Genomic DNA, 24,658 nt, shown 5'->3' with positions numbered 1-24,658 from the left:
CTCAGCGCCCCGGATCCATCGACGCGCGGGCTGTCTGCTGTCGCACCGGCGTAGCGAGATACGGCCGAACACTCTTGACCAGCATGGCCATCTCGTAGCCGAGCACGGCCGCATCGGCCTGCCGATCGGCCAGGACAGCCAGACAAGCGCCGGAGCCCGCCGCGCACACGAACATCAGGGCGGTGTCCAACTCCACCACCACCTGCCGCACGTCGGCTCCCTCGGCGAACTGCACGCCCGCGCTGCGGGCGAGCGAGTGGAGACCGGACGCGAGGGCGGCCAGGTGGTCTGCTTCGGTTGCGGTCTCAAACCCGTCAAAGGCCTTCGCGAGTCCGTCGGAGGACAGGAGCAGGGCGCTGCGGGTGTAGGGAACCCTCTGGACGAGTCCGGCCAGAAGCCAGTCGAGATTCTTCGGCTGGCCGGCATGCGTGTCGCTCACGGTGGCGTCTTCTCCTTGCTAAGTACGGGGCGTGCGGTCAGCGAGAGCTGTCGGTGGGGGGCTCGTCGGATTCGTTGTCGGCGAGGCTGACTCCGCGCCGGAACGTGGCCATCAGCCCCGGATCGTGCTCCACCTCTTGTTCCTCGGACATGCGAGGGACAGGACCCTTCCGGAGCTCCGGCACCAGGTGCTCCTGTGCGTGGCGCTGCGGCAGCGGTGGCCGCTCGTCCCGGGGGGCCCTGCCGTACGCGGACTCGCCGTCACGCGGTGCCGTCGCTCCCGCGCCCCGGGCAGATTGCTGCTGTGGGGGCATCGGCGCGGCCGCGGTACTGACCGGCGGCAGCGGCTGCCGAATCGACGGCGGCGGGGTCACCGGCCGGGCAGGGGAGGCCTGCACGGCCGGCTGTTGCGCCGCGGCGACCTGGGCGGGCCGGGGCACGTCGGTGGCCGCCTGGGCCGGCCGGGGCATGTCGGTGGCCGCCTGGGCGGGCGCCTCGGCAGGCTCGTCGCCGAGCAGCCCGCGCGGGATGATCAGGACCGCCTGGATGCCGCCGTAGATGTTGCTCTGCAGCCGGACCGCGATGCCGTGGCGGCGGGCCAGCGCAGACACCACGTACAGGCCGATACGGCCGTCGGCCAGCAGCTTGCTGAGATCGATGTGGTCCGGCTCGGCGAGCAACGTGTTGATCCGCGCCTGCTCCTGTGGAGGCATGCCCAGACCGCGGTCCTCGACTTCGACGGCCAGCCCGGAGGTCACGCGCTGGGCGCGCAGCAGTACTTGGGTATGGGGCTCGGAGAACGACGTGGCGTTCTCGACCAGTTCGGCCAGCAGATGGATGACGTCGGCGACGGCATGGCCGCGCAGTGTGCCCTCGATCGGCGGCACCAGCTTGACCCGGGAGTACTGCTCGACCTCGGCGATCGACGAACGCAGCACCTCGGTCAGGGTCACCGGGCGGGTCCACTGCCGGCGGGACACCGAGCCGCCGAGCACGGCGACGTTCTCCGCGTGGCGGCGTATGCGGGTGGCCAAATGGTCGACGTGGAAGAGGCCCTTGAGCAGTTCCGGGTCCTCGACCTCGTTCTCGAGCTGGTCGAGCACGCTGATCGCGCGGTGCACGAGCGACTGCAGTCGCCGGGCGAGATTGACGAAGACCTCGACCTTGTCCTCGGTGTCCGGCGAGACGCTCCGGGAGGACTGTGCCGTCTGCGCCACGACTGTCCGGGCCTGCCACATGGCGACGCTTATCTCGTATGCGAGACGGCCGAGTGGATCTGTCCGGGGTGAAGCCTGATCGGTGAACGGAACCTGCTGCAGCGGCTCGCCCCGCTCGAGCCGCTGCAGCATGTCCCGCAGGTCGGACTGGCCCGCGGCGACGGCGCGGCGCAGTGACGCGTGCTGCCGCGACACCCCCCGGGCCTCGGCGCGGGCGACGAATGCGGCACCGACCAGAACGGCACCGCCGAGGACGGCGCCGCTGGTGAGCACGGCCCAGGTGGCCGCGTCGGCGGCGCCGTCCTGGGTGAGCAGGACGAAGACGATCAGAGCGGCGGCGAGGACCGCCATGAGTGCCGCGGGAACGACAGCGAGGCGCATCGCGCGGGACCGGTTGGCCGAAACTGTCGGTCCCTCCTGAGCGGGAGGCCGGGCATGTCTGTTCCGTGCCGGGCCCGTAGCGGTCACCCGACCGGGCTCCGAACGCGCTGCATAAGTCGGGGTTTCGGGCATCGGAGTCCTCTCGATCAACCAGTTCGGACGCACGTCGCGCAGCGTGGACCGACCGTCAACTCGGCACAGGAACCGGACAGTTAATAGGACAGCCACCCTACGCCACCCTCCCCAATCTGACGTACTCGCGCCCTCCGACAGAAAGGCAACCCTGGCCTGCTGAAACGATCCTCTGGCCTCCCCGCAACGGGAGCCGATGCACGCTTACACGGCAAAGGGTCCATTTGCCATGTGCGGCGACACGCTGGGAAAACCGTGCGGGCGCGACGGTAGGTCGCGGTGGCGAGAAAGGTGCGATGCGGCAGTCGCTCGCGGATCGGTGATGTATCTGGAATGTCCCAGTTGAGAACTATCTACATTCATGTCAGATCGCGTCGATGGCAGAAGTGGAGAAACCGAAAAAGTTCCCTGTTTCTTCTGAGCTGTGGACGAGGCCGAACCAGTACCCCTCCGCGTGCCAAGATTCGTGATCCTCTCTTACGGTGAGGTGATGGGGTACGCCAACTCCCCGCAGCCGGGGCGGATTGGCAGGTACCGATCGGGGTAAGGGGGCGGTCGATGACCTCGTTGGTGGAGACGTTGAGGGCGCGGGCGTGGGCGGCGCGGGAACGGGTGGAGGAGTCACGTTCGCAGCTTGCCGCCCTGGAGAAGGAGTACGCCGTCGCGAAGGCGAAGCTGTCCCGCTTGGGAATCACTGAAGACGCGGTGGCGGAACTGCTCGCTGAGGATCGCGGGGGCCGAGGGGACCCGCTGCCCTCACGCGGGGGCCGGGCTCTCGATGGTTGAGGTGCCCATGCCAACGGCCGTACGCCGCTGACGCAAGAGGTACTGCCGCACCTGGCCAAACCGGTCAGGCCGCTCTGCGGTGGCGCCCGTGTATGCGGCGGGTAGCCGTCCGCACGGCCTGAGCGGGCGGGGCCGTACCTGTGGCGTCAAGGGCGGGATCTGCGCCCCACTCGGCGCGGAGCGGTGACGCGCGCCGCCACACCGCAGAGTTCCGTCGCGGCCGATGGCGAGGGCTGCGCAGCGGTCAATCATGCGATCCGACGTGGCCCGCCAGTGGCCCTGGTGGCCCGTCAGTGGCCGGAAGGGCCGGGAAGATCGCGGACAATCCTCAAAGGACTCATCATCCGTCGGCCGTAGGTCGAGCCCCACCCGCCCCGCCCTCACCCGCTCGGATCAAGATCCAGTGGGCACACAGTGGACACGCGGACAGATCCGCGGATCGGCCCGTGGTTACGCGCCCTGCGGCGGGGGTCGCGGCCTCGGCGGGCTCCGCCGCGCGGGCGCTGTGGGAGTCCCTGCGGAAGCCCCATGTCGATGCTCGGAGCTTCGGAGCGGGCGACGAGGAACCGGACGAGGGCGACGTGTGACCGCTGGTCCTTCGGGTGCCGGTCGTTGAAACGGCGTTCGCCACGTGCTCCTGGCCGCGCCCGGTCGTCCTGCTCTCCCTCAGGAGATCGATTCCCGGCCGAGTCTGGACTCCGATGGCCCACGTGTCGCCCGCGTACCTCGAGCAGCGACAGGGTGGCTGACAGATGCCGTAGGTCGTGACGCGGTCGGACTCGACCCGGGCGTCGCGCCGCTCCCCACGCTTTTGCCGACAGGTCCGGAAGATCCGCCGTATGGCAGCCGCGGTTACCGCTGTCGGCCGAGCACTCGGCTTCGGTTCCTGGAGCAGGCCGCTGTGGACACGCCCCGATTCGCCACTTTCTGTCACGATATGTAACAGTATGTATATGATCTCGTCACAGAAGGCCGACCTGAGCAACGCTGACAGCTGCCGTCGCCGCAGGGCTGCAACGGCACTCGTAGTCTTGACGACCGCGGTGATACTGGGATTCACAGCCACATCGGAGGCCCTGCCGTCCGCTCAGGCCGGGCCTGACTGGGACGCCATCGCTGAGTGCGAGTCAGGGGGCAACTGGAAGACGAACACCGGTAACGGCCATTACGGCGGCCTGCAGTTCACACAATCCAGCTGGGTCGCGGCAGGCGGACTCAAATACGCCTCGCGCGCAGACCTGGCCACCCGCAGGGAACAGATCACGGTCGCCAAACGCCTGGCCGCCCTGCAGGGGATGTCGGCGTGGTCCTGCGCGTGACCTGATCCGCGGTAGGGAAGTGCCTCTGCCGTCCCGTCCATCTCCGTATTCCTCGTGGTCCGACCTGTACGGGGCCCAGGAGAGCTGCCCGCAGAACACGGCATCAAAGTCGCGTAAAGACTGCCGGAACCTGGCAATGTGACCACCGTCTCTCCCATGTGAGTATGCGTTCACTGGCGCGGTGACGCTGAGGAGAGGCGGTGATCACGGATGGCCTGGTTTCTGGGGCTTGGCATCGCGGGGGTCGTGCTCCTTGTGCTGTCTCTCGTCCTCGACGGCGTTCTTGAAGGCCTCTTCGACGGCGTCGGCGTGCTGGACGGACTTTTCGACGGACTCCTGTCGCTTCCGGTCATCGCCGGATTCGTGTCCATGCTCGGCTTCTCCGGTGCGATCGCCATGGGAACCACCGGCGTGGGCGCGGTCGGTGCCACCGCGATCGGAGTGCCTGCCGGAGCCGCCACGGGCTGGCTCGCGTACCGCCTCAGCCGTGCCCTGATGAGCGACCGGTCCGGCGTCGCACCTCGCGACGATGATCTGATCGGCGTCCCGGGATCCGTGGTCACCGCCATTCCGGCCGACGGATACGGCGAGGTACTGGTCCACCTGGCCGGCCAGCCGGTGAAGCTCGCGGCGAAGAGCTCGACCTCAGTGGCCCGAGGAGCCGAGGTCTGGGTCGAGCAGGCGCTGTCGCACACCGCGGTGTCCGTACGCCCGGTTGAACGCTGACCGACCGCGCTGCTGTTCACACCCGGGGCCGACCCACCGTGCCCTTTCATCCACCGAACCCGCATCGACCTGCCGTCCCCTGGGAGGGCTGAGGAGAATTCGCCATGAGTCCAGTCGTCATCGCCGTGATAGGCGTAGTCGTACTTCTCGTCCTGCTCGCACTCGTCGTGATCACCCGCTACAAGGTGGCGGGCCCGAGCGAGGCGTTCATAGTCACAGGGCGGCGCGGCAAGACGGCCACCGATCCGGAGACCGGCCGAGTCTTCACCGACAACAGCGGCCAGAAGGTCGTGGTCGGCGGCGGCGTGTTCGTCGTGCCGTTCGTCCAGCAGAAGTTCACCCTCGACCTCTCCTCCCGGCACATTCCGGTGGCGGTGCGCGGGGCGGTCACGCTGCGCGGGGTGAAGGCGAACCTGGAGGGCGTCGCGATCGTCAAGGTCGGCGGTAGCGAGGACTCGATCCGGGCCGCCGCGCAGCGGTTCCTGATGCAGCAGGACGGCATTGTCGGCTTCACGCAGGAGGTGCTGTCGGGCGCGCTGCGCGCCATCGTCGGCCGGATGTCGGTGGAGGACATCATCCGCGACCGGGCCGCCTTCGCGGGCCAGGTGGCCGAGGAGGCGGAGGCGAGCCTGTCCGGGCAGGGCCTGGTGCTGGACGCCTTCCAGATACAGGACATCACCACCGAGGGCTCCTACCTGGAGGACCTCGGCCGGCCGGAGGCGGCGCGGGCCAAGCAGGAGGCCGACATCGCGGAGGCCGTTGCCCGGCGCGCCGCCGAGCAGGCCCGGCTGAAGGCCGAGGAGGAGATCGCGATCGCTCAGCGGACCTTCGCGCTGAAGCAGGCCGAGATCAAGGCCGAGACCGACGAGGCAGCGGCCCGCGCGGCCGCCGCCGGTCCGCTGGCCGAGGCGGCGCGGCAGCAGGAAGTGCTCAGCGAGCAGGAGAAGGTCGCCGAGCGGCAGGCCGCGCTGACCGACCGCGAGTTGGACACCAAGGTCCGCAAGCCCGCCGACGCCGCCCGCTACCAGGCCGAGCAGGAGGCCGAGGCCCGCCGTATCGCCCTGGTCAAGCAGGCTGAGGCGGACGCCCAGCGGTCCCGGCTGACCGGTGAGGGCGAGAAGGCGCACCGCGGCGCGCTCGCCGACGCGGTACGGATCGAGGGAGAGGCCGAGGCCGCCGCGATCGGCGCCAAGGGCGCCGCCGAAGCCGAGGCCATGCGGAAGAAGGCCGACGCCTTCGCCCAGTACGGCGACGCGGCCGTGCTGCAGATGCTCGTCGAGGTGTTGCCGCAGGTGGTCGCCAAGGCTTCTGAGCCGCTGAGCGCGGTGGACAAGATGACGGTGATCTCCACCGACGGCGCCAGCCAGCTCTCCCGCACGGTCGCCGACAACGTCGCCCAGGGCATGGAACTCCTCAGCTCCACCACCGGAGTCGACCTCGCCGAGCTCCTGAAGGGCATCACCCGGCGATCCGACGACGGCTCGCAGCCGACGACGAAGGCGCCCGCCGAGGCCAACGGAAAGATCGAAATCACCGGCTGACACTGGTCGTGGCCGGTGGAGTGAGCCCGGGCGGTTTCCACACCGCCCGGGCTCACGCGCGGAGGGGCGTCGGCGTGTGCGGGCGGTCGGCAGGTGGCCGCAGACGTCGTTCGGCCGCTGCCGGACGTGGAGTGTGGGACGTGCTCCTGTGGATCTGGCTGGTCGCTTGGGCGGTGTTCGTGCTGCCCCTGGCGATCGCCTCGCTGCGCGGCTGGGCGCACAGGCGGGTCCGTGATCGTACGACCCCGTGGGGCATCCGCGTCAGGGGTGTGATCACCTCGCACCTCCTGCACGACCTCCTCGGCGCCGCGGGAACGCTGAGCCCCAAGTAATGGCCGTCAGGCCAGTCGGCGCGGGGCCTACGTGCGGCGGTGAGCTCCACGAGCCCCCAGGCTGCGCAGCACCGGCGTTCCGAGGAGCAGCACGCCACGGAACACCGCGCTGCGCGGGGCGGCTCCGCCGGACGGGTGCGCGGCAGCTCAGGGCTCTCCGTGGCCAGGGACCGGCCGGGACGCGTGCCGAGCCGTGGGGTTGGCGATGAGGGTGCGGGGGTCGGCGGCACGGTTGATCGCCGACTCGACGGCGGCGATCCGGTCGGCGAGGAGGCCGAGGGCAGCGACCGCGCGGGTGAGCTGGTCGTCCTCCGGGCCGCCGAGGGTCTGGGTGCGGACGTAGGCGGCCTTCACCTCTGCCCAGCGTGCCGCCCGATCGGGGGTGAGCGTGCCGCGGAGCTCGGCGAGCTTGAGCAGGTTGGCTTCGGCTTCGCTGGTGAGGGTCTGGGCCTCGGCCGTGTAGTGGTCGTCGATCAGCGCCGCCAGTTCGGCGTCGTTCATGACCGGCTGGATACGCTGGGCGATCTTGTTCATGTTGCGGTACGAGCCCTGGAGCTGGAAGGGCGGCTCCGTGCGGGTGGCGTCGGACCGGGCCGCCGAGGCGATGTACGCGGCGTTGACCGCCAGGACCGTCTCGCGGGCCGTGAGCAGATGGCGCAGTACGGCCAGGATCCGCTCCAGCTCGGCGGGGGCGTACGGGTGGGCCGGTGCGTCGGTGCGGGCCGTGGAATCGCCGCCGGCGCGGCGGATGAGCAGGTCGAGGTCGGCGCGGTCGCGGTCGGCGAGCGGGGCGAGAACGGGGTTGGCGGTGAGGGCGTTCTCGATGAAGCTGACCGCGAAGGCGTTCTCCTTGCCGGTCAGGACGTCGCCGAGGTTCCAGACGTCGGCGCGGTTGGCGAGCATGTCGGGGACGCGGAAGAGGCTGCCGGACTCGGTGTAGGGGTTGCCGGCCATGCAGACGGCGAATCGCTTGCCGCGCAGGTCGTAGGTGCGTGGCTCGCCGTCCCGCACGCCCTCGATGCGGCGCGTGGCGTCGCACAGGGGGATGAACTTCTGCAGCAGCTCGGGTGAGGTGTGCTGGATGTCGTCCAGGTAGAGGAGGGTGTTGTTGCCCGCCTCCAGCGCGAAGTTGATCTTCTCGACCTCCTGGCGGGCGGTCATGTTCGGGGCCTCGGCCGGGTCGAGTGAGGTGACGGCACGGCCCAGTGCCGGGCCGTTGACCTTGACCAGGATCAGGCCGAGGCGGTCGGCGACGTACTCCATGAGTGTCGTCTTGCCGTAGCCCGGTGGGGAGATGAGCAGCAGCAGGCCGCCGGTGTCGGTGCGCTTGGAGCCACCGGTGGTGCCGAGCTGCTTGGCGAGGTTGTCGCCGATCAGCGGGAGGTACACCTCGTCGATGAGGCGGTTACGGACGAACGCGGACATCACTCGGGGGCGGTACTCCTCCAGGCGGAGACGGGACCGCTCGGCGGTGAGCACAGTGGTGCGGTGGCGCTGGTAGGCGCGGTGTTCGGGTACGTCGTGGGCGCGGAAGTCACGGGTGCGGGCGAGGAATTCGTCGACGCGGACGGTGAGAGTACGGCCGTGGATGCGCGGGTGGGTGCCGAGCAGGCCCCCGACTGTCTCCGTCAGCGGTGCGTCGGACTCGTAGCGGGCCAGGTCGGGGCAGAGCTCGGCGGCCACCGCCTCGGCCAGGTCACCGGAGGTGACGCCGGCGCCGGTCGATGCGGCGTACGAGGACAGCCACGCCTCGACGAGCTGCCGGCGCGCGTCCAGGTCCCCCAGGGAGGCGAGGTCCTCGTCGTAGGCCGACGTGCCCACCGTACGGCGGAACTTGTCGAGCAGCGTGCGGGCGCCGGCGCTGATGACAAATCCTTCGGGGCCGCTGGTCAGTTCATCGAAGAGGTAGCCGGCGCCGGCAGCGGCCTCTGCGGCGCCCCGCCCCACCATCGCCTCCGCCAGTTCCTGGCGCAGGTCGTCGATCGCGCCCGTCAGGCCGAAGGTGTCCCGGGCGCGGGCGAGGGACATCGCGCGCCGCTGCCAGTCCTGCCGGGCCTCGGCCGTCGTGCCGTGCGCCCAGAACAGCTGGGCGCCGGCGCGGGCGGCGGGCTCGTGGCGGAGCAGGCCCGCGCCCTCGTGCAGGCGCAGGAGGGCGGTGAGGATCAGGACCGCGTCGTGGTCGTGGACACCGCGCTCGTAGCCCTCGTCGTACGCCTCCTCCGCGGCCCGCCGGACGAGGGCGGGCAGGCCGGCCTCGGCCAGGGCGGTGGGGCCGTGTTCGTCGAGGAGGCGGGCGGCGAGGTGTTCGGAGCGGTAGACCTCGGGGGACTCGGAGGGAAGCGGGCGGTTCCAGCAGGAGCGTGTGGCGGCGAACTCCGGGTCGGTGACGGGGGAGCGGTAGTCGGTGCCGGTCAGGGCGAAGGCGAGACCGTCACCGTGCGGGACGAGGGTGAGGTCGAGGGGCTGGGTGTTGACGGCGAAGCGGTGACTGCCCAGGCGGAGCGTGCGGCCGTCGTCGGCGTAGAGGTCGGTGCGGTCGCGCAGGGCGCGGGCGGCCTCCTGGCGGGCGGCCTTCAGGCGGCCGTCCAGCTCTTCCGCCCTGACGTGGTCGCCCAGCTCGCGCAGTTCGTCCGCGACGCGGCGGATCTTGGCGGGCATCGGGTCTGAGGCGAAGTACGCGGCGACGGCGTCCGCGTCGGCGAGTGTGGCGGCGCGGCGGGCCACGGTCCGCAGGACGCGTGCCGCCGAGTCGGCCAGGCGTTCGGCGCGGCGGGCGCGGGCGTCGGCGAGAGTCTGCTTGCGGGCCGAGAACGCCTCATGGACCTCGTCGCGCTTGTCCGCCAGCTCGCCGAGGAAGTCGTCGAACTCGGCGAACCGGGACTCCAGGTTCTCCACCCGCACCAGCATCCGGGCGAGTTGCTCGTCGCACGCCTCGGGGCTGTCCGCGGACGCGAGCGCGCCGGTGACCGCCTGGCCGAGCAGGGCGAACTCGGCGGTGAACTCGGCGCGTCCCTCCCGGTCGAGGAGTTCGCGCCGGCGGGCGTCGAGGGTCGCGCGGGCCCGGTTGACGCCGCCGAGCACCTCGGCGATCCGCTCCAGGATGGACGTACGGACGGTGGCGTCGCCGATGTCGAGCCCGGCGACGACCTCGGTCACCGTGCTCAGCCCGTCGGCGAGTTCGTCGAGGCGGTCGGCGACGGGCGTGGCCTCGGCCACGGTGGCGATCGACTCGGCGTCCGCGACGAGCCGCTCGACGTCCGCGTGGTGGCCGGCGAAGGCGTCCTCGCGGGCCAGGTGGGTGACGGCCCGCTGCCCGAACGTGGCGAGGTCGGCCTCGGCGTCCGCTGCCAGCTCGTTGATGCGGGCGGTGTCCGCGTACCGCATCTCCTTGAGCGTGAGCAAGTGTCCTTGGGCGTGCCGGAGTTCGGTCAGACCGGCCACCCACTCGGCGGCACCGCGCGGGACCTCGCCACGCAGCCGACGTACGACTCCGGCAACGCGGGTGGCGGCCTCGCCGAGCGCGTCGGCGGCCTGCCGGGTCAACGCCTGAACGGTCTCGAACTCGGCCAGCACCTGCTCGGCGGTCGTCCGCACCTGCGTGAGCGGCGCACCCAGGTCGCCGAGTCCGGCGTCGCCGAGCCAGTGGTGGGAGTCCGCCACCCGGACGCAGGCGGCGGCCAGCGCCTCGTACACCTCGGTCGTCGGGGTGGTGTCGGTGACGGCGCGGGTGAGGGACAGGCAGTCGGAGATGCCGCGGACGAGGTCTGCGTTGCCGACGCGGGCCAGGGGACCGTCGCCGGTCGGCTGCGCGGCGGCATGGGTGTCGGAGACGTAGGGGGAGTGCCACAGTTGGATCGGGTGCACACGGGCCGGCTCCTCGCCGTCGGTGCGCAGCACCATCAGGGCGCCGTCGTCGAAGAGTGCCCAGCCGTGGCAGGACAGCGGGGTGGCGACCTCCTTGCGGATCGTGTTGTACGGCAGCAGCAGGCTGCGGCCCTCCACGCGCGCGTGGAACGCGAACAGCACGTCCTCGCCGTTGGGCGAGCGCACCTCGCGCTCGAACTCCAGGCCGTCCGTGTCGAGTTCGTACGTCTTGTACGTGCCTGTCGCCAGGCAGTAGCCGCCCGGGAAGACGATGCCCTGGTCGTCGGGCAGGCGGCGGCAGGCCCGCCCGATGCCGTCGAGGCGGATCACCGTCCTGGTGAGCGTGTTGAACACCAGGTGACGGTGGTCCTCCTCCTTGTACGGGCGGATCCGCAGCAGGATCAGTGTGCCCACGCGCGCGTACGCGATGTCCGCGTCGGCGAGCGACTGCAGCGGTTCCTCGACCGGCTCGTGGTAGACGCCGTCGTCCGTCTCGGTGTCGTTGTCGACCTTGACGGTGAGCGTGCCGCCGAGCGTCTCGACGTAGATCTCACCCGCGACGGACACGTGCGGGTGGCGGCCGAGGACATGGTCCTCGCGGGTCGTCTCCTGCCACTGGAAGTCGTGGGAGGGCGGGAAGACGTGGTCGCGCTCACCGCGTGCGTCGAGGAACCTCACCCGGCCGTCGTCGGACAGCGCCCAGCGCAGGACGCGGATGTCGTCCGCCTTCTCTCCCGTCCGGAAGACGGCGAGCACTTTGCCGTCGACGCTTCGGAGTTGGAGGAGACGGGCCTGGCGGTAGTAGCGGTGGAGCGCCGCGAACTCCCGTACGAAGGCGGCGTCGTCGAGCAGGCCGGGCACGGCGTCGCCGGGCAGTCGGTTCAGGTCGCGGTCGTACAGCGCGAAGACGTCGGCCACGGCCGCCTCCGGCTCCGGGCCGCCGGCGGTGGTGCGGCCGAAGAGCAGCACGTCGCCGACGGAGACGACATCGCGGGGCAGGCAGGCGTGCTCCGTACGCAGCCGTTCGGTGCTCGTCAGCTCCATCCGCATCGCCCCGAACTCCTCGATGCGGCGGGCGTTCAGCTCCTCGGCGCGGCGGGCGAGTTCGGCGGCCTGCGCGGTGAGGCGGTCGCGCAGTACCTCGTACGTGCCGGTGTCCAGGCCGGTGGTCATGGGATCCCTCTCAGGAAACAGGAATTCGGAGAGAAAACGCGGGTCCGGAGCCGCCGTCCCCTGTGCGGCGGCTCCGGACCGCGGGTCGGTTCAGACCTTGGCGCTGCCGTTCAGGGCGGCGAGGGAGGCGTCTGCGAGGCCCAACTCGCCCGCCTTGTCCAGCAGTTGCTGCACCTGCCCGGTGTTCGCGCCACCGGCCTTCATCAGCTTCATCAGCAGCGCGGAGACGGTCAGGTTCTGCACGTCGGCCGTGGAGACCGAGCCGAGGACGCGGCTGAGGTCGTCGGTGAAGCTCGCCGTGCCGTCCAGCCAGGGCTTCGCCAGCGCCTGCGCCGTCTCGGAGTGCTGCACGAAGCCGTCCACGCCCTTGCCGAGCGCGATCGAGGACATCAGCCGGTCGAAGAAGACCGACTCGCCGCCGACGATGTTGATGTCGGCGTTCTCCAGCCCGGTCGCCAGCACCGTGGCCTGCGCCTCGGCGACCTGCCGCTGCACGTCCAGACCGGCGAGCCGGACTTCCTTCTCCGCCTCCAGCCGCAGCCGGTACTCCTCGTGACCGCGGGACGCCTCGTCCAGCGCGGCCATCGCCGCCGCCTTCTCGGTCAGGCCGGCCGCCTCCGCCTTCAGCTTCTCGCCGATGCCCTCGGCCTCGGCGAGCGCCTTCGCCCTGGCGCCCTCCGCCTCGGCCCGCATGCGCGCCTCGGCGGCCTCGGCCTCCGCACGGCCGGCCTTCTCGATGACCTCGGCCTCCTTGTCACGGACCTGGACGGCGGCCAGGCCTTCGGCGGCGGCCTCCGCCTGGACGCCCTCGGCGAGCCGCAGTTTGGCCTGCGCGTCGAGGTCGGCGCTCTTCAACCGGGCCTCGGCCAGGGTCAGTTCCTCGGCGGCGCGGTGGACGGCGGCCTGTTCGGCGGCCTCGGCGGCCTTGATGTCCTTGACCAGCGACTCCTGCGCCTCGGCCTCGGCGGCGATGATCACGGCCTGCCGCTGCCGCTCCGCCTCCTCCACCGCACGCAGCTTCTTGATGGACTCCTCCTGCTCGGCGACCGTACGGTCCACGGCGACGCGTTCGCGGATGACCTCGGCGATGTCCCGCTTCTCCGCCTCGACCTCCTTCGACGCGGCGATCTGCGTCAGCTGTGTCTCCCGGTCGCGGGCGATGACTTCGAGGAGGCGGTCCTTCTCGATGCGCTCGTTCTCGATGGCGATGACCCGCTCGCGGTTCTTCTGCGCGACGGCGACCTCGCGGGCCTGGTTCTCCCGCTGCACGCCGAGCTGCTCCTCTGTCCTCAGGAACGCGGACTGCGCCCGCAGCCGCTCCTCCTCCACCACCCGAGCCGTCTCGGCCTCCTCACGGGCCCGGACGGTCTCGATCTCCCGGCGCTGCTTGATCTCGGCGTCGGCCTGGCGGCGCTCCAGCTCCAGGATGGCCTCGCGGGCGTCGACGTTCTGCCGGGTGATCTCCTTCTCCTCGTGGCGCTGGAACTCGTTGGTGCGCACGTGCTCGACGGCCGTCAGCTCGGTGATCTTGCGGATGCCCTGGGCGTCCAGGACGTTGGCCGGGTCCAGCTGGTTGAGCGGCGTCTGCTCCAGGTAGTCGATCGCCGCGTCCTCCAGGTGGTAGCCGTTGAGGTCGACGCCGATGACCTCGATGATCCGGTACCGCAGCTCCTCGCGCTTGGTGTAGAGGTCGGTGAAGTCCAGCTGCTTGCCGACGGTCTTCAGCGCCTCGGAGAACTTCGCGTGGAACAGCTCCTGCAGCGTGTCCCGGTCGCTCGCCCGTGCCGTGCCGACGGCCTGGGCGACCTTGATGACGTCCTCGACGGTCTTGTTGACCTTCACGAAGAACGAGATGCGGATGTCGGCGCGGATGTTGTCCCGGCAGATCAGCCCGTCCCGGCCGGTCCGGGTGATCTCGATGGTCTTCACCGAGATGTCCATCACCTCGGCCTTGTGCAGCACCGGCAGCACGACCTGCCCGGTGAAGGTCACGTCGACCTTCCGCAGCTTGGAGACGATCAGGGCCTTGCCCTGCTCCACCTTGCGGAACAGGCGGGAGACGACGAACAGCACGGCGACCATGACGAGCAGGACAGCGGCGACGGTCACGCCGATGCCCACAGTGGTGGCATCCATAGGAAATCCTTGAAGTCTGCGAAGAGTTGACGTCTCAGGCGACGTGGTGGCCCGTTCGGGCGCGCACAGTGCGTCAGGCGCGGCCTTGCGTTTCCACCGCGGGCAGGCGGTGGCTCAGATGCGAGGGGGGCGACGACTGCCGGGGTCGAACGGGGCGCTGCTCGCCAAGTTCCGCGGGCGCGCCCCCGGTCGTTCCTCAGGGAACAACTTGGCCAGCGGGGCCGCGACGCTCCGCGTCACCCACCAGGCGACGAGCACGGACAGCGCGAGCAGCGCGACGCGGGCCACGGCACCGCCGAGCCCCGTCAGGCCTGCCCGGTTCATCAGAACCATTCCGGCAAGGCCGGCGAGCCAGGCGCTCGTGATCAGGACGGAGGCGGCGACGGTGAGCGGCGCACCCCTGAGTGTCCTGGCCAGCGAGGGAGCGTCGGCATCGAAGGCGCGTACGTCGGCCCGGCCCAGCAGGACCAGAAGCCAGAAGCAGAGAGCGACCACGAGGGCCGAGGTGAAGATGAGGGTGGGGAACTGCGAGGCGGCGTCGATGACCTGCCCCATCTCCTCACCCCCAAGCGTAGGTCCGCGGTCCCGGTGACCATCACTGTTGCCAGGTCACGGCATCGGCGTTGCCTGCATGGTCTGGCCGAACCATCTTGACCTGGCATCGGCTCACACCGCATTGCCGTGTTCCGGCAGTCTTGACATGCCTTTGATGCCGGACTGCGACGCCGCGGCCGAATCCGGGAGGGTGGGGGTGGGCCGACCGGGAGGGAGTCGAGCCGGCCGTCGCTGCTTGGCCCGCACTGCGTCATGATCAGTCCCGGTCTCGGCGGCTCGCACTTCGCCGTCGTCACCGGACCGACACCGGTTTCCGGGAAGGAGTAGAGGTGAGCCGACTTGCGTACGGTGGCACGGGGGAGAGTCGCCGAGCGGTGGACGGGCGAGCGGACGCAGGTCCGTCTCGCGGCGGCGCCGACCGGACGGGCATCGGCGGACGGAGGACCACACGGTGAGGCGCGGGCCCTTGCTTCCGGACCAGTCCCGGCATCCGGCGCTGCCGGGCCACATGGTGGTGTGCGGCGACGACGCCCTCGCCGAGCGCCTGGCCGCCGAGCTGCGCGAGCTGTACCGCATGCGGGTCACCGTCGTCCTGCCGTCGCTCCCTGCCACCACCGACTCCGGGAACGGAACCGTGGGACGGGCGCGGGTAGCGGCCCTGCTTGCCCGGACGCAGGCGGTCGTCAACCGGACCGCCAACTCCGAGGCGGCGCCGGGCATCCGCGTCCTTCAGGCACCTGTCCTCGACGAGGAGGCTCTCGCCGAGGCCGGTGTCGCACGGGCCGACGCTCTCGCCCTCGTCCATGACGACGACGAGACCAACATCCGCGCCGCGCTCGCCGCCCGCCGCCTGAACCCCCGCCTTCGCCTGGTCATCCGGCTCTACGACCGCAAACTGGGCCAGCACCTGGCGGACCTGCTGGACCAGGCCGCCGCGGTCGCGTCACCCGGTCTCGACCCCGAGGCCCTGGACACCTCCACCACCGTCCTGTCGGACGCCGACACCGCGGCGCCCGCCTTGGTGGCCACGGCCGTCGCGGGCACCAGCAAGGTCGTTCAGGCGGACGGGCTGCTGCTGCGGGCCGTGGAACGCACCCCGCCAGGGCGCGGCGAGGTCGCCGACCCCGGCCTGTGCACGCTTGCCCTGCTCTCCTCCACCGCCAACGACCCGGCGGGGGAGGAGGGTTCGGACGCCAGTGGCCAGGACGGCCCTCTGCTGCTGCCGGACGACCGCGCGGTCGCCGTCGCCAGAGGGCGCGGCACGATCGTCCTGGAGACCGTCACGCACGCCGGACCCACACGTCCGCCCGGCCGCCTCGCGGGGCGCGGCCTGCCGCTCGCCTCGTTCTTCTCACGCCGCTTGCGCTGGTCCCTGGCCGGTCTCATGCTCAGCGTCCTGGGTCTGGCGGTGGCCGCCTACTTCACCACCGGCGATCATCCGCTGCACGCCGCCTACGTGACCCTCCTCGACCTCTTGGCCATCGGTGACCCGGCAACCGGCGAACCCCCGGCCCGCCAGGTCCTCCAACTCCTGTCGGGATTCGCCGGGTTGCTCCTGCTGCCCGTCCTCCTCGCCGCCGTACTGGAAGGCCTCGGTACGTTCCGCACCGCCTCCGCACTGCGCCGCCCGCCGCGCGGTCTGTCCGGCCATGTCGTCCTGCTCGGCCTCGGCAAGGTCGGCACCCGCGTCCTGGCCCGGTTGTGCGAACTCGGCATCCCGGTGGTGTGCGTGGAAGAGGACCCCGAGGCGCGCGGTATCCCGCTGGCGCGCCGACAGCGTGTGCCCACCGTGATCGGGGACGTCACCCAGGAAGGTGTGCTCGAGGCCGCGAAAATCCACCGCGCGCACGCGCTGCTCGCCGTCACCAGCGGCGACACCACCAACCTCGAAGCCGCCCTCTACGCCCGGTCCGTGCAGCCCGGCCTGCGGGTGTCGCTGCGCCTGTTCGACGACGACTTCGCCACCGCCGTCTACCGCACCCTCCGCGCCGCCCACCCCCGGGCCCTCACCCGCAGCCGCAGCGTCTCCACCCTCGCCGCACCCGCTTTCGCCGGGGCGATGATGGGCCGCCGGATCCTCGGCGCGATCCCCGTCGAGCGCAGAGTCCTCGTGTTCGCCGCGCTCGACGTGGCGAGGCATCCGCGGCTGGAAGGCCGCACGGTCGCCGAGTCATTCAGCCCCGGCGCGTGGCGCGTCCTGGCCATCGACTCCGCAGCCCCTGACGAACGCCTGCCCGACCTGGCGGCAACGCCGTCGGACGAGGGCGCCGAACACCCGAGCGGCCTCGTCTGGGACCTGCACCCCGGCTACGTCCTGCGCCCGCAGGATCGCGTGGTCCTCGCCGCCACCCGCCAGGGCCTTGCCGAACTCCTGGGAGTCCACCCGCGGACCCGGCCGCGCGCCACGGGACCGTGAGGCCACCAGGCGCATTGGCGAGTTTGGCGCCGACCGGGGTGCTCCTGACCTGAACGGTCAGCCGGTGAAGGACTCGGGGCCGAAGCGGCCCCATGCCACGAAGACGGCCATCACCAGCGCCAACCCCACGGCAGCCATCGCACCGGAACCGGTGCGATGTCGAGCACGGCGGGCAGGATCACTTCTGGGCCGCGGCGGTGGTCAGGTGGTGGGTTCGGGGGCCAGGCGGTTTTCGACGATGGTGTCGAGCTTTTCCCGTTGTTCCTCGTTCGCGAGTGCGATCAGTCTGCTCTCGACATGCGGCGGCAGGTCCTTGATGCCGAGTTCGACGCCGGACTTGCGCGAGTGGTCGATGAAGGTCAGCAACGCCTTCGCCCCGGACATGTCGATGTAGGTCACGTTCTTCAGGTTCAGCGACAGGCCCGGCAGGTCGTTGCGCAGTGTGGAGAAGACACGGTCGACGGACAGGAACGACAGCGGTCCCTCGATGTGGTAGGTGTCGGTGTCGTCCTGGACGATCGAGGCTTTGCGCCGGCGCGAGTGTACGGCGTGGACGATGAGCGCCAGGGCGACGCCGACGGCGACCGCCACGGTCAGGTCGAAGAGGACGGTGACGATCATCGTTGCGAACATCACGGCGACGTCACCTCTGGGAGAGACATGCGCTTTGCGCAGGCTCTCCCAGTCGAACATGCCGAAGGCGGTGAGAATCAGGATCCCCGACAGCACCGCGAGTGGGATGTACTGCACGACAGCCCCGAGGCCGACCACGAGGACGAGGAGGATGACGCTGTGCGTGGCCGCGGACAGCGCGGTGCGGCCGCCGCTTTTGACATTGACCACGGACCTGACGGTCGCGCCGGCGCTGGCCAGGCCGCCGAACAGTCCGCTGGCGGCGTTGCCGAGTCCCTGGCCGATCAGTTCCTTGTTGCTGTGATGCCGGTTGCCGGTGATGTTGTCCATGACGACCGAGGTCAGCAGCGAATCGATCGAGCCCAGCAGCGCGATGCTGAGCGCGGGCAGGAGGAGAGTGAGGATCAGCGAGCCGCTGAACTCGGGAATGGTGATCGAGGGAATCGACTCCGGGATCCGGCCGATGTAGTCGATCCCCGCGTTGAGAGAGACCGGTCCGACGCGCACGTCCTGCAGCACCGAGTCCGCGAGCCGCAGGATCACGGTCATGATCACGAGCGCGATCAGGCTCGCCGGAATCGACTTGATCACTCGTGTGGACACGAGCATGAGCACGATCGTTCCTGCTGCCACCAGGAAACTTCTCTGCACCTGGTCCAGTTCGCCCAGGATGATGATCAGTGCGATCCCGCCCATGAAACCCGACACCACTGGGTGGGGTATGTAGCGGATGAGCGATCCGAGCCTGCACAGTCCGAACAGGATCTGGAACGCGCCGGCCATGATGAACGCGAGGAACGCGCCCTCGAGTCCGTGCGCGGCGATGACTCCGGTGGCGACGACGGTGATGGGGCCCGTGGGGCCGGTCACTTGGGCGGGCGTACCGCCGAACAGCGACGCGAAGAATCCGGCGAAGATCGCGCCGTAGAGTCCGACGAGCGCGCCTTCGGAGGTGCCGGTCGCGGTGATGCCGAAGGCGATCGCGAGTGGCAGGGCCACTATCGCCACAGTCAGGCCGGAAAGGATCTCTTTGGCGACGCGCTGGAACATCGGCTCCCACTTCGGTCGACAGCATGCTGAAAAGCTCGGCCCACGACGGACCGAGCTGCCGACCAGGCTTCCCGGCACTCCGCGAGCAAAGATGCCGTATGGATCGCGTCAAGACAAGACCAAAGATCGCCATGTTAGATCGGCCACTGGCCACCGGCCACTGGCCACCGGCCACCGACCACCGGCCACCGGCGCGGGGTGCCGGGCTCTCTCACCGCCCCGGTGTCTGCCACTCTTGTCCGGCGTGCGTCAGGAAGACGCCGGCAAGGCGTCAAGTGCAGAGGGGGACGGGTGACGGGACGGGCGATACCTGACGAGTATCTGGAGGGGTACGCCCAGATGCTGGCCGAGGTGTGCGAGACCGGTCGCCGCCTCACTCGGGACGAGTTGGAGTCTCTTCGGGCTCGGGGGGAGCGCGCCGCCGAGGCCGGTCTCGGGCTGCGGGCCCTCGTCAGCCGGCACCTGTCCGCGACCCGCGAGAGCCTGCCCGTCCTCTCGTCTGCGGACGGAGATCACCTGCTCGCCGCCGTCCAGCAGGCGATCGACGCCTTCGCCGAGGGACACGAACGGGCGCAGCGGCTCGCCGTACGGCAGGAAGAGGCAGTCCGGCGGGAGTTCATCGACGACCTGCTGTACGGCCGCAGCGACCTCGGCCGCCTGGCCGAGCGCGCGGAGCGCTTCGGGCTGCTCCTGTCCCGCGCGCACGCGGTCGCCGTCGCCCAGGGCAGCAAGCCGGTCGAGGACCTCCACCCGGCCACCCGGCAGGTGGAGAGGGCCCTGGTCGGCCGGTTCGGCGAGCGGCGCATCCTGCTCACCACGAAGGACGGGCGACTGGTCTGCGTCGCACCCGGTGACCAGGAGGACGTGCTGGCGTTCTTCGCCAAACAGGCGCACGCGGCCACCGACGGCGGCCAGGCCGCCATCGGACGCCCCCACCCGGGTGCCGGAGGCGTCGTTCACTCCTACGAGGAAGCCCTCAACGCCCTCGACCTGGCCGGCCGACTGCACCTCCGCGAGCCGGTGCTGCGCGCCGCCGACCTCCTCGTCTATCCGGTCCTGACCCGCGACCGGCAGGCCATGGCCGACCTCGTGCGCAACACTCTGGGTCCGTTGCAGAGTGCGCGCGGTGGTGCCCAACCCCTCGTCGAAACGCTGAGCGCGTACTTCGACTCCGGGTGCGTCGCGGCCGAGGCGGCCCGCCGCCTCAATCTGAGCGTGCGCGCCTTCACCTACCGCCTGGAGCGCATCCACAAGCTCACCGGCGCCAATCCAGCCGACTCCGACCACCGCTACACCCTGCAGACCGCGGTGATCGGCGCAAGGCTCCTGGGCTGGCCTGACAGCGACGTCTGACTGCTGGATGACCGGAAGTGGCCTACAACGAGGCCGTACTTGGTGAACTGCCGGAAGGAGATGGGCCGGCGGCTGCGTTCGGCGATGCCGAGCACGACGACGCCGGCGTCGTTCACGATCCTCCGACGAGTCGCTGCATCAGGCGGGCGGCCGTTACTGCGCCCGCCAACTGGCTACGGTCGCCGACGCGTTCGACGACGGCGACCAGCGGGGTGTGGGTGCGCGCCATCAGGGCCGCCATGTGCATGACGCTTGCGTCGGGGCCGACCGTCGGCGGCCGGAAGCTGCGGGGAGGGAGCCACTCTGCGACCGTGAGCCCGGCGAGCTCGTCCGGCACCTCGTCGAGGTCCCGGTCGTCCATCGAGGCGGCGAGGTGCGGGTCTGCCAGGGCGAACTCGGGCACGAGCTGCCCGACGAGCTGCGAGCCGGGCACGATGGCGTACGGCTGCTCGTCGGGGTCGACGACCAGCAGCGCGGGCAGCTTGTGCTCGGCCAGCAGCAGGGCCGCGTCGGTGGCGGCGTCGTCGGTGGACACATACGGGTAGGGCTCGGCGAGTTCATGTGCCGACATGGTCGGCCTCCTTGGCGGTACGGGGTGCTCGGGCGCCGCCGGGTACACCGGCGAGGTCGTCGACGTGGAAGAGGCGGGCGATCGGCACGTCGGTGGAGCTGTGCGCGATGATCGAAAAGGCGATGCACACGGCGATGAGCGTGAACGCCTCCTCGCCCTGCGGTATCCCGGCCTGCAGCACGAGCAGCCCGTAGACCACCGACGCGAAGCCCTTCGGGCCGAACCAGGCAGCCACCAGCTTCTCCTTGCGGGTCAGGCTCGTGCCGATCAGCGACAGCAACAGCGATGCCGGCCGGATCAGCACGATCGCGAGGATCACGGCGACGTAACCGCCGAAGGACAGGTCACCGAACAGCTGTGGCGTCAGCAGCGCGCCGAACACCAGCAGCGCCGCGAACTTCGCCAGTTCCGCCAGTGCTTCGCCGAGCGGTTCGAAGGACTCCTTCGCCTCCTGCGACACGTGCGCCAGGGCCGCGCCCGCAGAGAACGCCGCCAGGTACGGGTTGGCGTGGGTCAGATGGCAGACGGCGTAGAGGATGACGCCGGTGGCCAGCGGCAGCAGCGGCTGCAGCTTCGGCTCGGCGCCCAGCAGCCGGAAGTGTGCGAGACCGCTGACGAGCAGGGGCAGCGCGATACCGAAGGCCAGGCCGAGCAGCAGCTCGGCGGCGATCGTCGTGCCGGAGGCATCCGCGCTGTCCGCGGTCGGACCGGCGGCAGCGATCAGTACGAGGACCACGGGAAGCGCGAGACCGTCGTTGATGCCGCTCTCCACGTTGAGCAACTGCCGCAGCTTCGCCGGGACTTCGGTCCGCCCCACGATCGCCGAGGCGAACACCGGGTCGGTCGGTGCGAGCACCGCGCCGACCAGGAACGACGTCGTCCAGTCCAGACCCACCAGGAAGTGAGTGATCAGGGCCATGAAGACGAACGCGAGTGGCATACCCAGGCCCAGGGCCCGTGCCGGGTTCTTCCAGTTGGCTCGCAGCTTGGCCAGCGAGACGTGCATACCGTCGGTGAACAGCACCGCGAAGAGCGCGAGGTCGGCCGTCGCGGACACTATCTCGCTCTCCGGCGTGATGTGGATCAGGCCGAGGAAGCCGTCGCTGACGAGTGCGCCGCCGACCAGGAAGAGGAAGGAGGTGGAGAGCACGGTGCGCGCCGCCAGGCCCGACAGCAGCACCGCCACCAGAAGAGCGACTCCGAAGACCACCACGAGCACCATGGAGCACGCCCCGATCGGAAGAGAGATGTCCCCTATTTGCCGACCAGGCTTCCCGGCGCACCAAGCGGCACCTTACCTGTTCTTGATGCGTCTTTGACAGATCACGAATGCGCACCGGAGTGGCACGAACGTGCGGGGCGTTGTGAAGAACTCGCTCAACTCTCGACGGGGATCGTGCGTCGTCGAACGTCGGTCACCGGGCAGTTCCATCATCAGCATCGGCTCGATCGGAGCCGAGCGCGGCGGCGGCTCGTACGGCGCAGTCACACAAGCGCCCGGGCACGGTCGAGGACATAGCCGATACGGCATACTTCCTCGCCTCCCCGGGCGCCCGGCACATCACCAGCCGGACCACTCACGTCAAAGCGTGACGCCGAACCTGACGCAGTCGTCTTGCGCGCCACGTGCGACCTGGACTTGGGTCCCGCCGACCTCGACGTTCGCGCTTCCGTTTGTGCAGAATCTGGTTTTTACGTCGAGGGCCGAGGCCGGGCTGCTGCCGACGAGGCCGGCGGTGACGACCGCCACGGCGGAAATGGTGAAGATGGTCAGTCGCTGCCGAATGTAGGGCATGAATACCCTCGTTTCATTCAAGTTTTGGATGGGCGGTGCCTGAAGAATCCCCGGGCGTAATGCGCGAGAAACGGCGCAACAGGAGCACTGAACGGAGTGCGGCGCAGGACGTCCGCCGTCGGCACAGGGGCGGCTGCTCTTCGTGGCTGCCTGGAGGGTCTGGCGTGACGTGGGACATACGCCTTTACTGCCGGTTATGGGTAGCTTGGTGTGCTTGCCCCGCGCACAGTGTCGCGTCATCGGGTGCACCATCCTTTCGATCACCCTGGAGACTCATGCGCTCCCGCATTGCCTCCGTCCCGCCCCTCGCCCTGGTCGGCGGTGCGCTGACCGTCGGCGTCGGCGGTCTGTATCTCGCCGGTCTGCTGCTCACGGGCGGTGAGATCGACGCGGGTACGACCGTGCGCGGTGTGGACATCGGGGGCCTGAGCCGTGCGGAGGCCACCCGGAAGCTGGAGAAGCACCTGGCGGCGTCCGGCTCACGGGATCTGGCCGTGGAGGTCGGCGACCGCAGGGGAGCGGTCGATCCGCAGCGGGCCGGGCTCACCTTCGACGCCCGGCAGACCGTCGACCGGGCGGCACGCACCGGAGCCGATCCGTTCAGCGCGATCGGCGGGCTCTTCCGCTCGGGCGGTGACATCGAGCCGGTCGTACGCGTCGACGAGGACAAGACCCGCGCCGCTCTCGGGAAGCTGTCGAAGACACTTGATCAGAAGGTCCGCGACGGCGCGGTCACCTTCACCGACGGCCATGTCGAGCAGGTCGCTCCGCGCAGCGGGCACGCGCTGGACGTGAACGCCGCGATCGGCGCCCTGCGCACCTCCTTCCTGCGCGGCGAGGCGGACTCGGTCACGGCCCTGCCCGCCCGCGAGACCAAGCCGAAGGTCACGGCGGAAGAGGTACGGCGCGCGGTGCGCGAGTTCGCGCGACCGGCCGTGTCGGCGCCCGTCACGCTCACCGCGGGCGGCCAGCGGTTCACGATCGACCAGAGCGTCCTGAGCGACTACCTCACGATGCGGCCGGACGACACCGGCAGACTGATACCGAAGCTCGACGGCAAGGGCCTGCTCGCCGCCCCCGAGGTGGCCCGCCCCCTGGCCGACGTCGCCGGCGAGGCCGAAAACGCCAGGCTGCGGCTCGACGGTGACAAGGTCGAGGTGGCCGCCGACGGCAGAATCGGCCAGGAGGTCACCGACAAGGCGCTGAGCAAGGCCGTGCTGCCGCTGCTCACCAAGTCGGGCACCGACCGCACCGGCGAAGTGGCCACGCGCAAGACCCAGCCGGAGGTGACCCGCGAGAACGCCGCGCGGCTGGGGCTGACGGAGAAGATGTCCTCCTTCACCGTCAACTTCGAACCGGCTCCGTACCGCACGAAGAACGTCGGCCGGGCCGTGGAACTCATCAACGGCTCCGTCGTCATGCCGAACAAGACCTGGAGCTTCAACCGGACCGTCGGGGAGCGGACCGAGGCCAACGGCTTCGGCGAGGGCATCATCATCCTCAACGACCAGTTCACCAAGGCGTCCGGCGGTGGTGTCTCCGCCGTGGCCACGACCGTGTTCAACGCGATGTACTTCGCCGGGGTCAAGCCCGTGGAGTACGGGGCCCACTCCTTCTACATCGAGCGCTACCCGGAGGGCCGTGAGGCGACGGTCGCCTGGGGCAGCCTGGATCTCAGGTTCACCAACGACTCCGGGAACGCCATCTACATCCAGGCCGAGTCCACCGACACTTCCGTGACCGTCACCTTCCTCGGCACCAAGAAGTACGACGAGATCAGGTCGGTCAAGGGTCCGCGCACCGAGGTGAAGGAGCCGGCGCAGAAGGTGAGCACCGACAAGGAATGCGTGCCGCAGACCCCGCTCGAGGGCTTCGACGTCACCGTCGAGCGGGTCTTCTACAACGACGGTCGCGAAGTGAAGCGGGAGCCGTTCCGCACCCGCTACGTCCCGCGTGACGAGATCACCTGCGAATGAGCGGGCGACCTCTGCCGACCCGGGCGGGCCCTCCGCGAAGTGGGCTCGCCCGGAACGATCATCAGGAACCGGGCGTGTGTCGGTGCGCCTGTCGTGGTGTCACAGGCACAAAGCGATGCTGGCGGCGCTGTTGCAGAGGACGACGCTGGCGATGCTGTTCGGGATGGCGCCGGGGTCTTCGTCGGTGTGCTGTTCGGGTTCCAGACCCTGAAGGTCGAGCAGGACCATGTTGGTTTCCTTCCTTGTGGTTGTGGACACCTGCAC

19 protein-coding genes are annotated in these 24,658 nt (G+C 70.1%); 9 read left to right on the top strand and 10 right to left on the bottom strand.

Going from position 1 to position 24,658, the window contains the following annotated elements; all coding sequences use genetic code 11:
* Position 1: 1 nt before the first annotated feature.
* Together ABT063_RS01840 and ABT063_RS01835 are read right to left on the bottom strand one after the other, a co-directional pair.
* Positions 2-439 carry a roadblock/LC7 domain-containing protein gene (locus ABT063_RS01840; protein WP_351055068.1) on the bottom strand — a complete coding sequence of 146 codons (438 nt, stop codon included), beginning with the start codon at positions 437-439 and terminating at the stop codon, positions 2-4.
* Positions 440-476: 37 nt separating this feature from the next.
* Positions 477-2,036, bottom strand: a complete 1,560-nt coding sequence (locus tag ABT063_RS01835; protein WP_351055067.1) for a sensor histidine kinase — start codon at positions 2,034-2,036, stop codon at positions 477-479.
* Positions 2,037-2,726: 690 nt separating this feature from the next.
* Between ABT063_RS01835 and ABT063_RS01830 the strand changes: the two genes are divergently transcribed.
* From ABT063_RS01830 to ABT063_RS01805, 6 genes are all read left to right on the top strand, one after another.
* Positions 2,727-2,954 (top strand): hypothetical protein, encoded by a 228-nt coding sequence (locus ABT063_RS01830; RefSeq protein ID WP_351055066.1) that lies wholly within the window; start codon positions 2,727-2,729, stop codon positions 2,952-2,954.
* Positions 2,955-3,400: 446 nt separating this feature from the next.
* A complete protein-coding gene (locus ABT063_RS01825; protein WP_351055065.1) occupies positions 3,401-3,541 on the top strand; it encodes a hypothetical protein in 141 nt (46 codons plus the stop codon).
* A 366-nt stretch (positions 3,542-3,907) separates the two neighbouring features.
* Positions 3,908-4,273, top strand: coding sequence for a transglycosylase family protein (locus ABT063_RS01820; RefSeq protein WP_351055064.1), 366 nt, complete (start codon positions 3,908-3,910; stop codon positions 4,271-4,273).
* 210 nt (positions 4,274-4,483) lie between these two features.
* A complete protein-coding gene (locus ABT063_RS01815; protein WP_351055063.1) occupies positions 4,484-4,999 on the top strand; it encodes an NfeD C-terminal domain-containing protein in 516 nt (171 codons plus the stop codon).
* Positions 5,000-5,103: 104 nt separating this feature from the next.
* Positions 5,104-6,540, top strand: coding sequence for a flotillin family protein (locus tag ABT063_RS01810; RefSeq protein ID WP_351055062.1), 1,437 nt, complete (start codon positions 5,104-5,106; stop codon positions 6,538-6,540).
* Positions 6,541-6,680: 140 nt separating this feature from the next.
* Positions 6,681-6,872 (top strand): hypothetical protein, encoded by a 192-nt coding sequence (locus ABT063_RS01805; protein WP_351055061.1) that lies wholly within the window; start codon positions 6,681-6,683, stop codon positions 6,870-6,872.
* 147 nt (positions 6,873-7,019) lie between these two features.
* Here the strand turns inward: ABT063_RS01805 and ABT063_RS01800 are convergent, their stop codons facing one another.
* The 3 genes from ABT063_RS01800 to ABT063_RS01790 all read right to left on the bottom strand — a co-directional run bounded on the left by ABT063_RS01800 (position 7,020) and on the right by ABT063_RS01790 (position 14,600).
* Positions 7,020-11,909, bottom strand: coding sequence for a DNA repair ATPase (locus tag ABT063_RS01800; RefSeq protein ID WP_351055060.1), 4,890 nt, complete (start codon positions 11,907-11,909; stop codon positions 7,020-7,022).
* A gap of 90 nt (positions 11,910-11,999) precedes the next feature.
* Positions 12,000-14,045, bottom strand: coding sequence for a flotillin family protein (locus tag ABT063_RS01795; RefSeq protein ID WP_351055059.1), 2,046 nt, complete (start codon positions 14,043-14,045; stop codon positions 12,000-12,002).
* Between the two features lie 114 nt (positions 14,046-14,159).
* Positions 14,160-14,600, bottom strand: a complete 441-nt coding sequence (locus ABT063_RS01790; RefSeq protein WP_351055058.1) for a hypothetical protein — start codon at positions 14,598-14,600, stop codon at positions 14,160-14,162.
* A gap of 508 nt (positions 14,601-15,108) precedes the next feature.
* Between ABT063_RS01790 and ABT063_RS01785 the strand changes: the two genes are divergently transcribed.
* On the top strand, positions 15,109-17,016 hold the full coding sequence (locus ABT063_RS01785) for an NAD-binding protein (protein ID WP_351055241.1): 1,908 nt from the start codon (positions 15,109-15,111) through the stop codon (positions 17,014-17,016).
* A gap of 201 nt (positions 17,017-17,217) precedes the next feature.
* On the opposite strand, the gene ABT063_RS01780 is transcribed toward ABT063_RS01785, so the two are convergent.
* Positions 17,218-18,699 carry a SulP family inorganic anion transporter gene (locus ABT063_RS01780; RefSeq protein WP_351055057.1) on the bottom strand — a complete coding sequence of 494 codons (1,482 nt, stop codon included), beginning with the start codon at positions 18,697-18,699 and terminating at the stop codon, positions 17,218-17,220.
* A 339-nt stretch (positions 18,700-19,038) separates the two neighbouring features.
* On the opposite strand from ABT063_RS01780, the gene ABT063_RS01775 reads away from it, so the two are divergent.
* Positions 19,039-20,052, top strand: coding sequence for a PucR family transcriptional regulator (locus ABT063_RS01775; protein ID WP_351055240.1), 1,014 nt, complete (start codon positions 19,039-19,041; stop codon positions 20,050-20,052).
* Positions 20,053-20,164: 112 nt separating this feature from the next.
* On the opposite strand, the gene ABT063_RS01770 is transcribed toward ABT063_RS01775, so the two are convergent.
* From ABT063_RS01770 to ABT063_RS01760, 3 genes are all read right to left on the bottom strand, one after another.
* Entirely contained in the window at positions 20,165-20,623 is a 459-nt protein-coding gene (locus tag ABT063_RS01770) for a CBS domain-containing protein (protein WP_351055056.1), read from the bottom strand.
* Positions 20,610-21,845, bottom strand: a complete 1,236-nt coding sequence (locus tag ABT063_RS01765; protein ID WP_351055055.1) for a cation:proton antiporter — start codon at positions 21,843-21,845, stop codon at positions 20,610-20,612. The genes ABT063_RS01770 and ABT063_RS01765 overlap by 14 nt, the downstream gene beginning before the upstream one ends.
* A gap of 360 nt (positions 21,846-22,205) precedes the next feature.
* Positions 22,206-22,418 (bottom strand): hypothetical protein, encoded by a 213-nt coding sequence (locus ABT063_RS01760; protein WP_351055054.1) that lies wholly within the window; start codon positions 22,416-22,418, stop codon positions 22,206-22,208.
* A 275-nt stretch (positions 22,419-22,693) separates the two neighbouring features.
* Here ABT063_RS01760 and ABT063_RS01755 point away from each other — a divergent pair, with 275 nt between their 5' ends.
* On the top strand, positions 22,694-24,394 hold the full coding sequence (locus tag ABT063_RS01755; protein WP_351055053.1) for a VanW family protein: 1,701 nt from the start codon (positions 22,694-22,696) through the stop codon (positions 24,392-24,394).
* A gap of 99 nt (positions 24,395-24,493) precedes the next feature.
* Here ABT063_RS01755 and ABT063_RS01750 read toward each other — a convergent pair whose 3' ends face one another.
* Positions 24,494-24,622, bottom strand: a complete 129-nt coding sequence (locus ABT063_RS01750) for a SapB/AmfS family lanthipeptide (RefSeq protein WP_351055052.1) — start codon at positions 24,620-24,622, stop codon at positions 24,494-24,496.
* Positions 24,623-24,658: the final 36 nt, after the last annotated feature.

Origin of the sequence: Streptomyces sp. NPDC002838, from assembly GCF_040295365.1 — a bacterium.
Lineage (GTDB): Bacteria > Actinomycetota > Actinomycetes > Streptomycetales > Streptomycetaceae > Streptomyces.
This window is presented reverse-complemented; position numbering and strand designations above follow the sequence as displayed.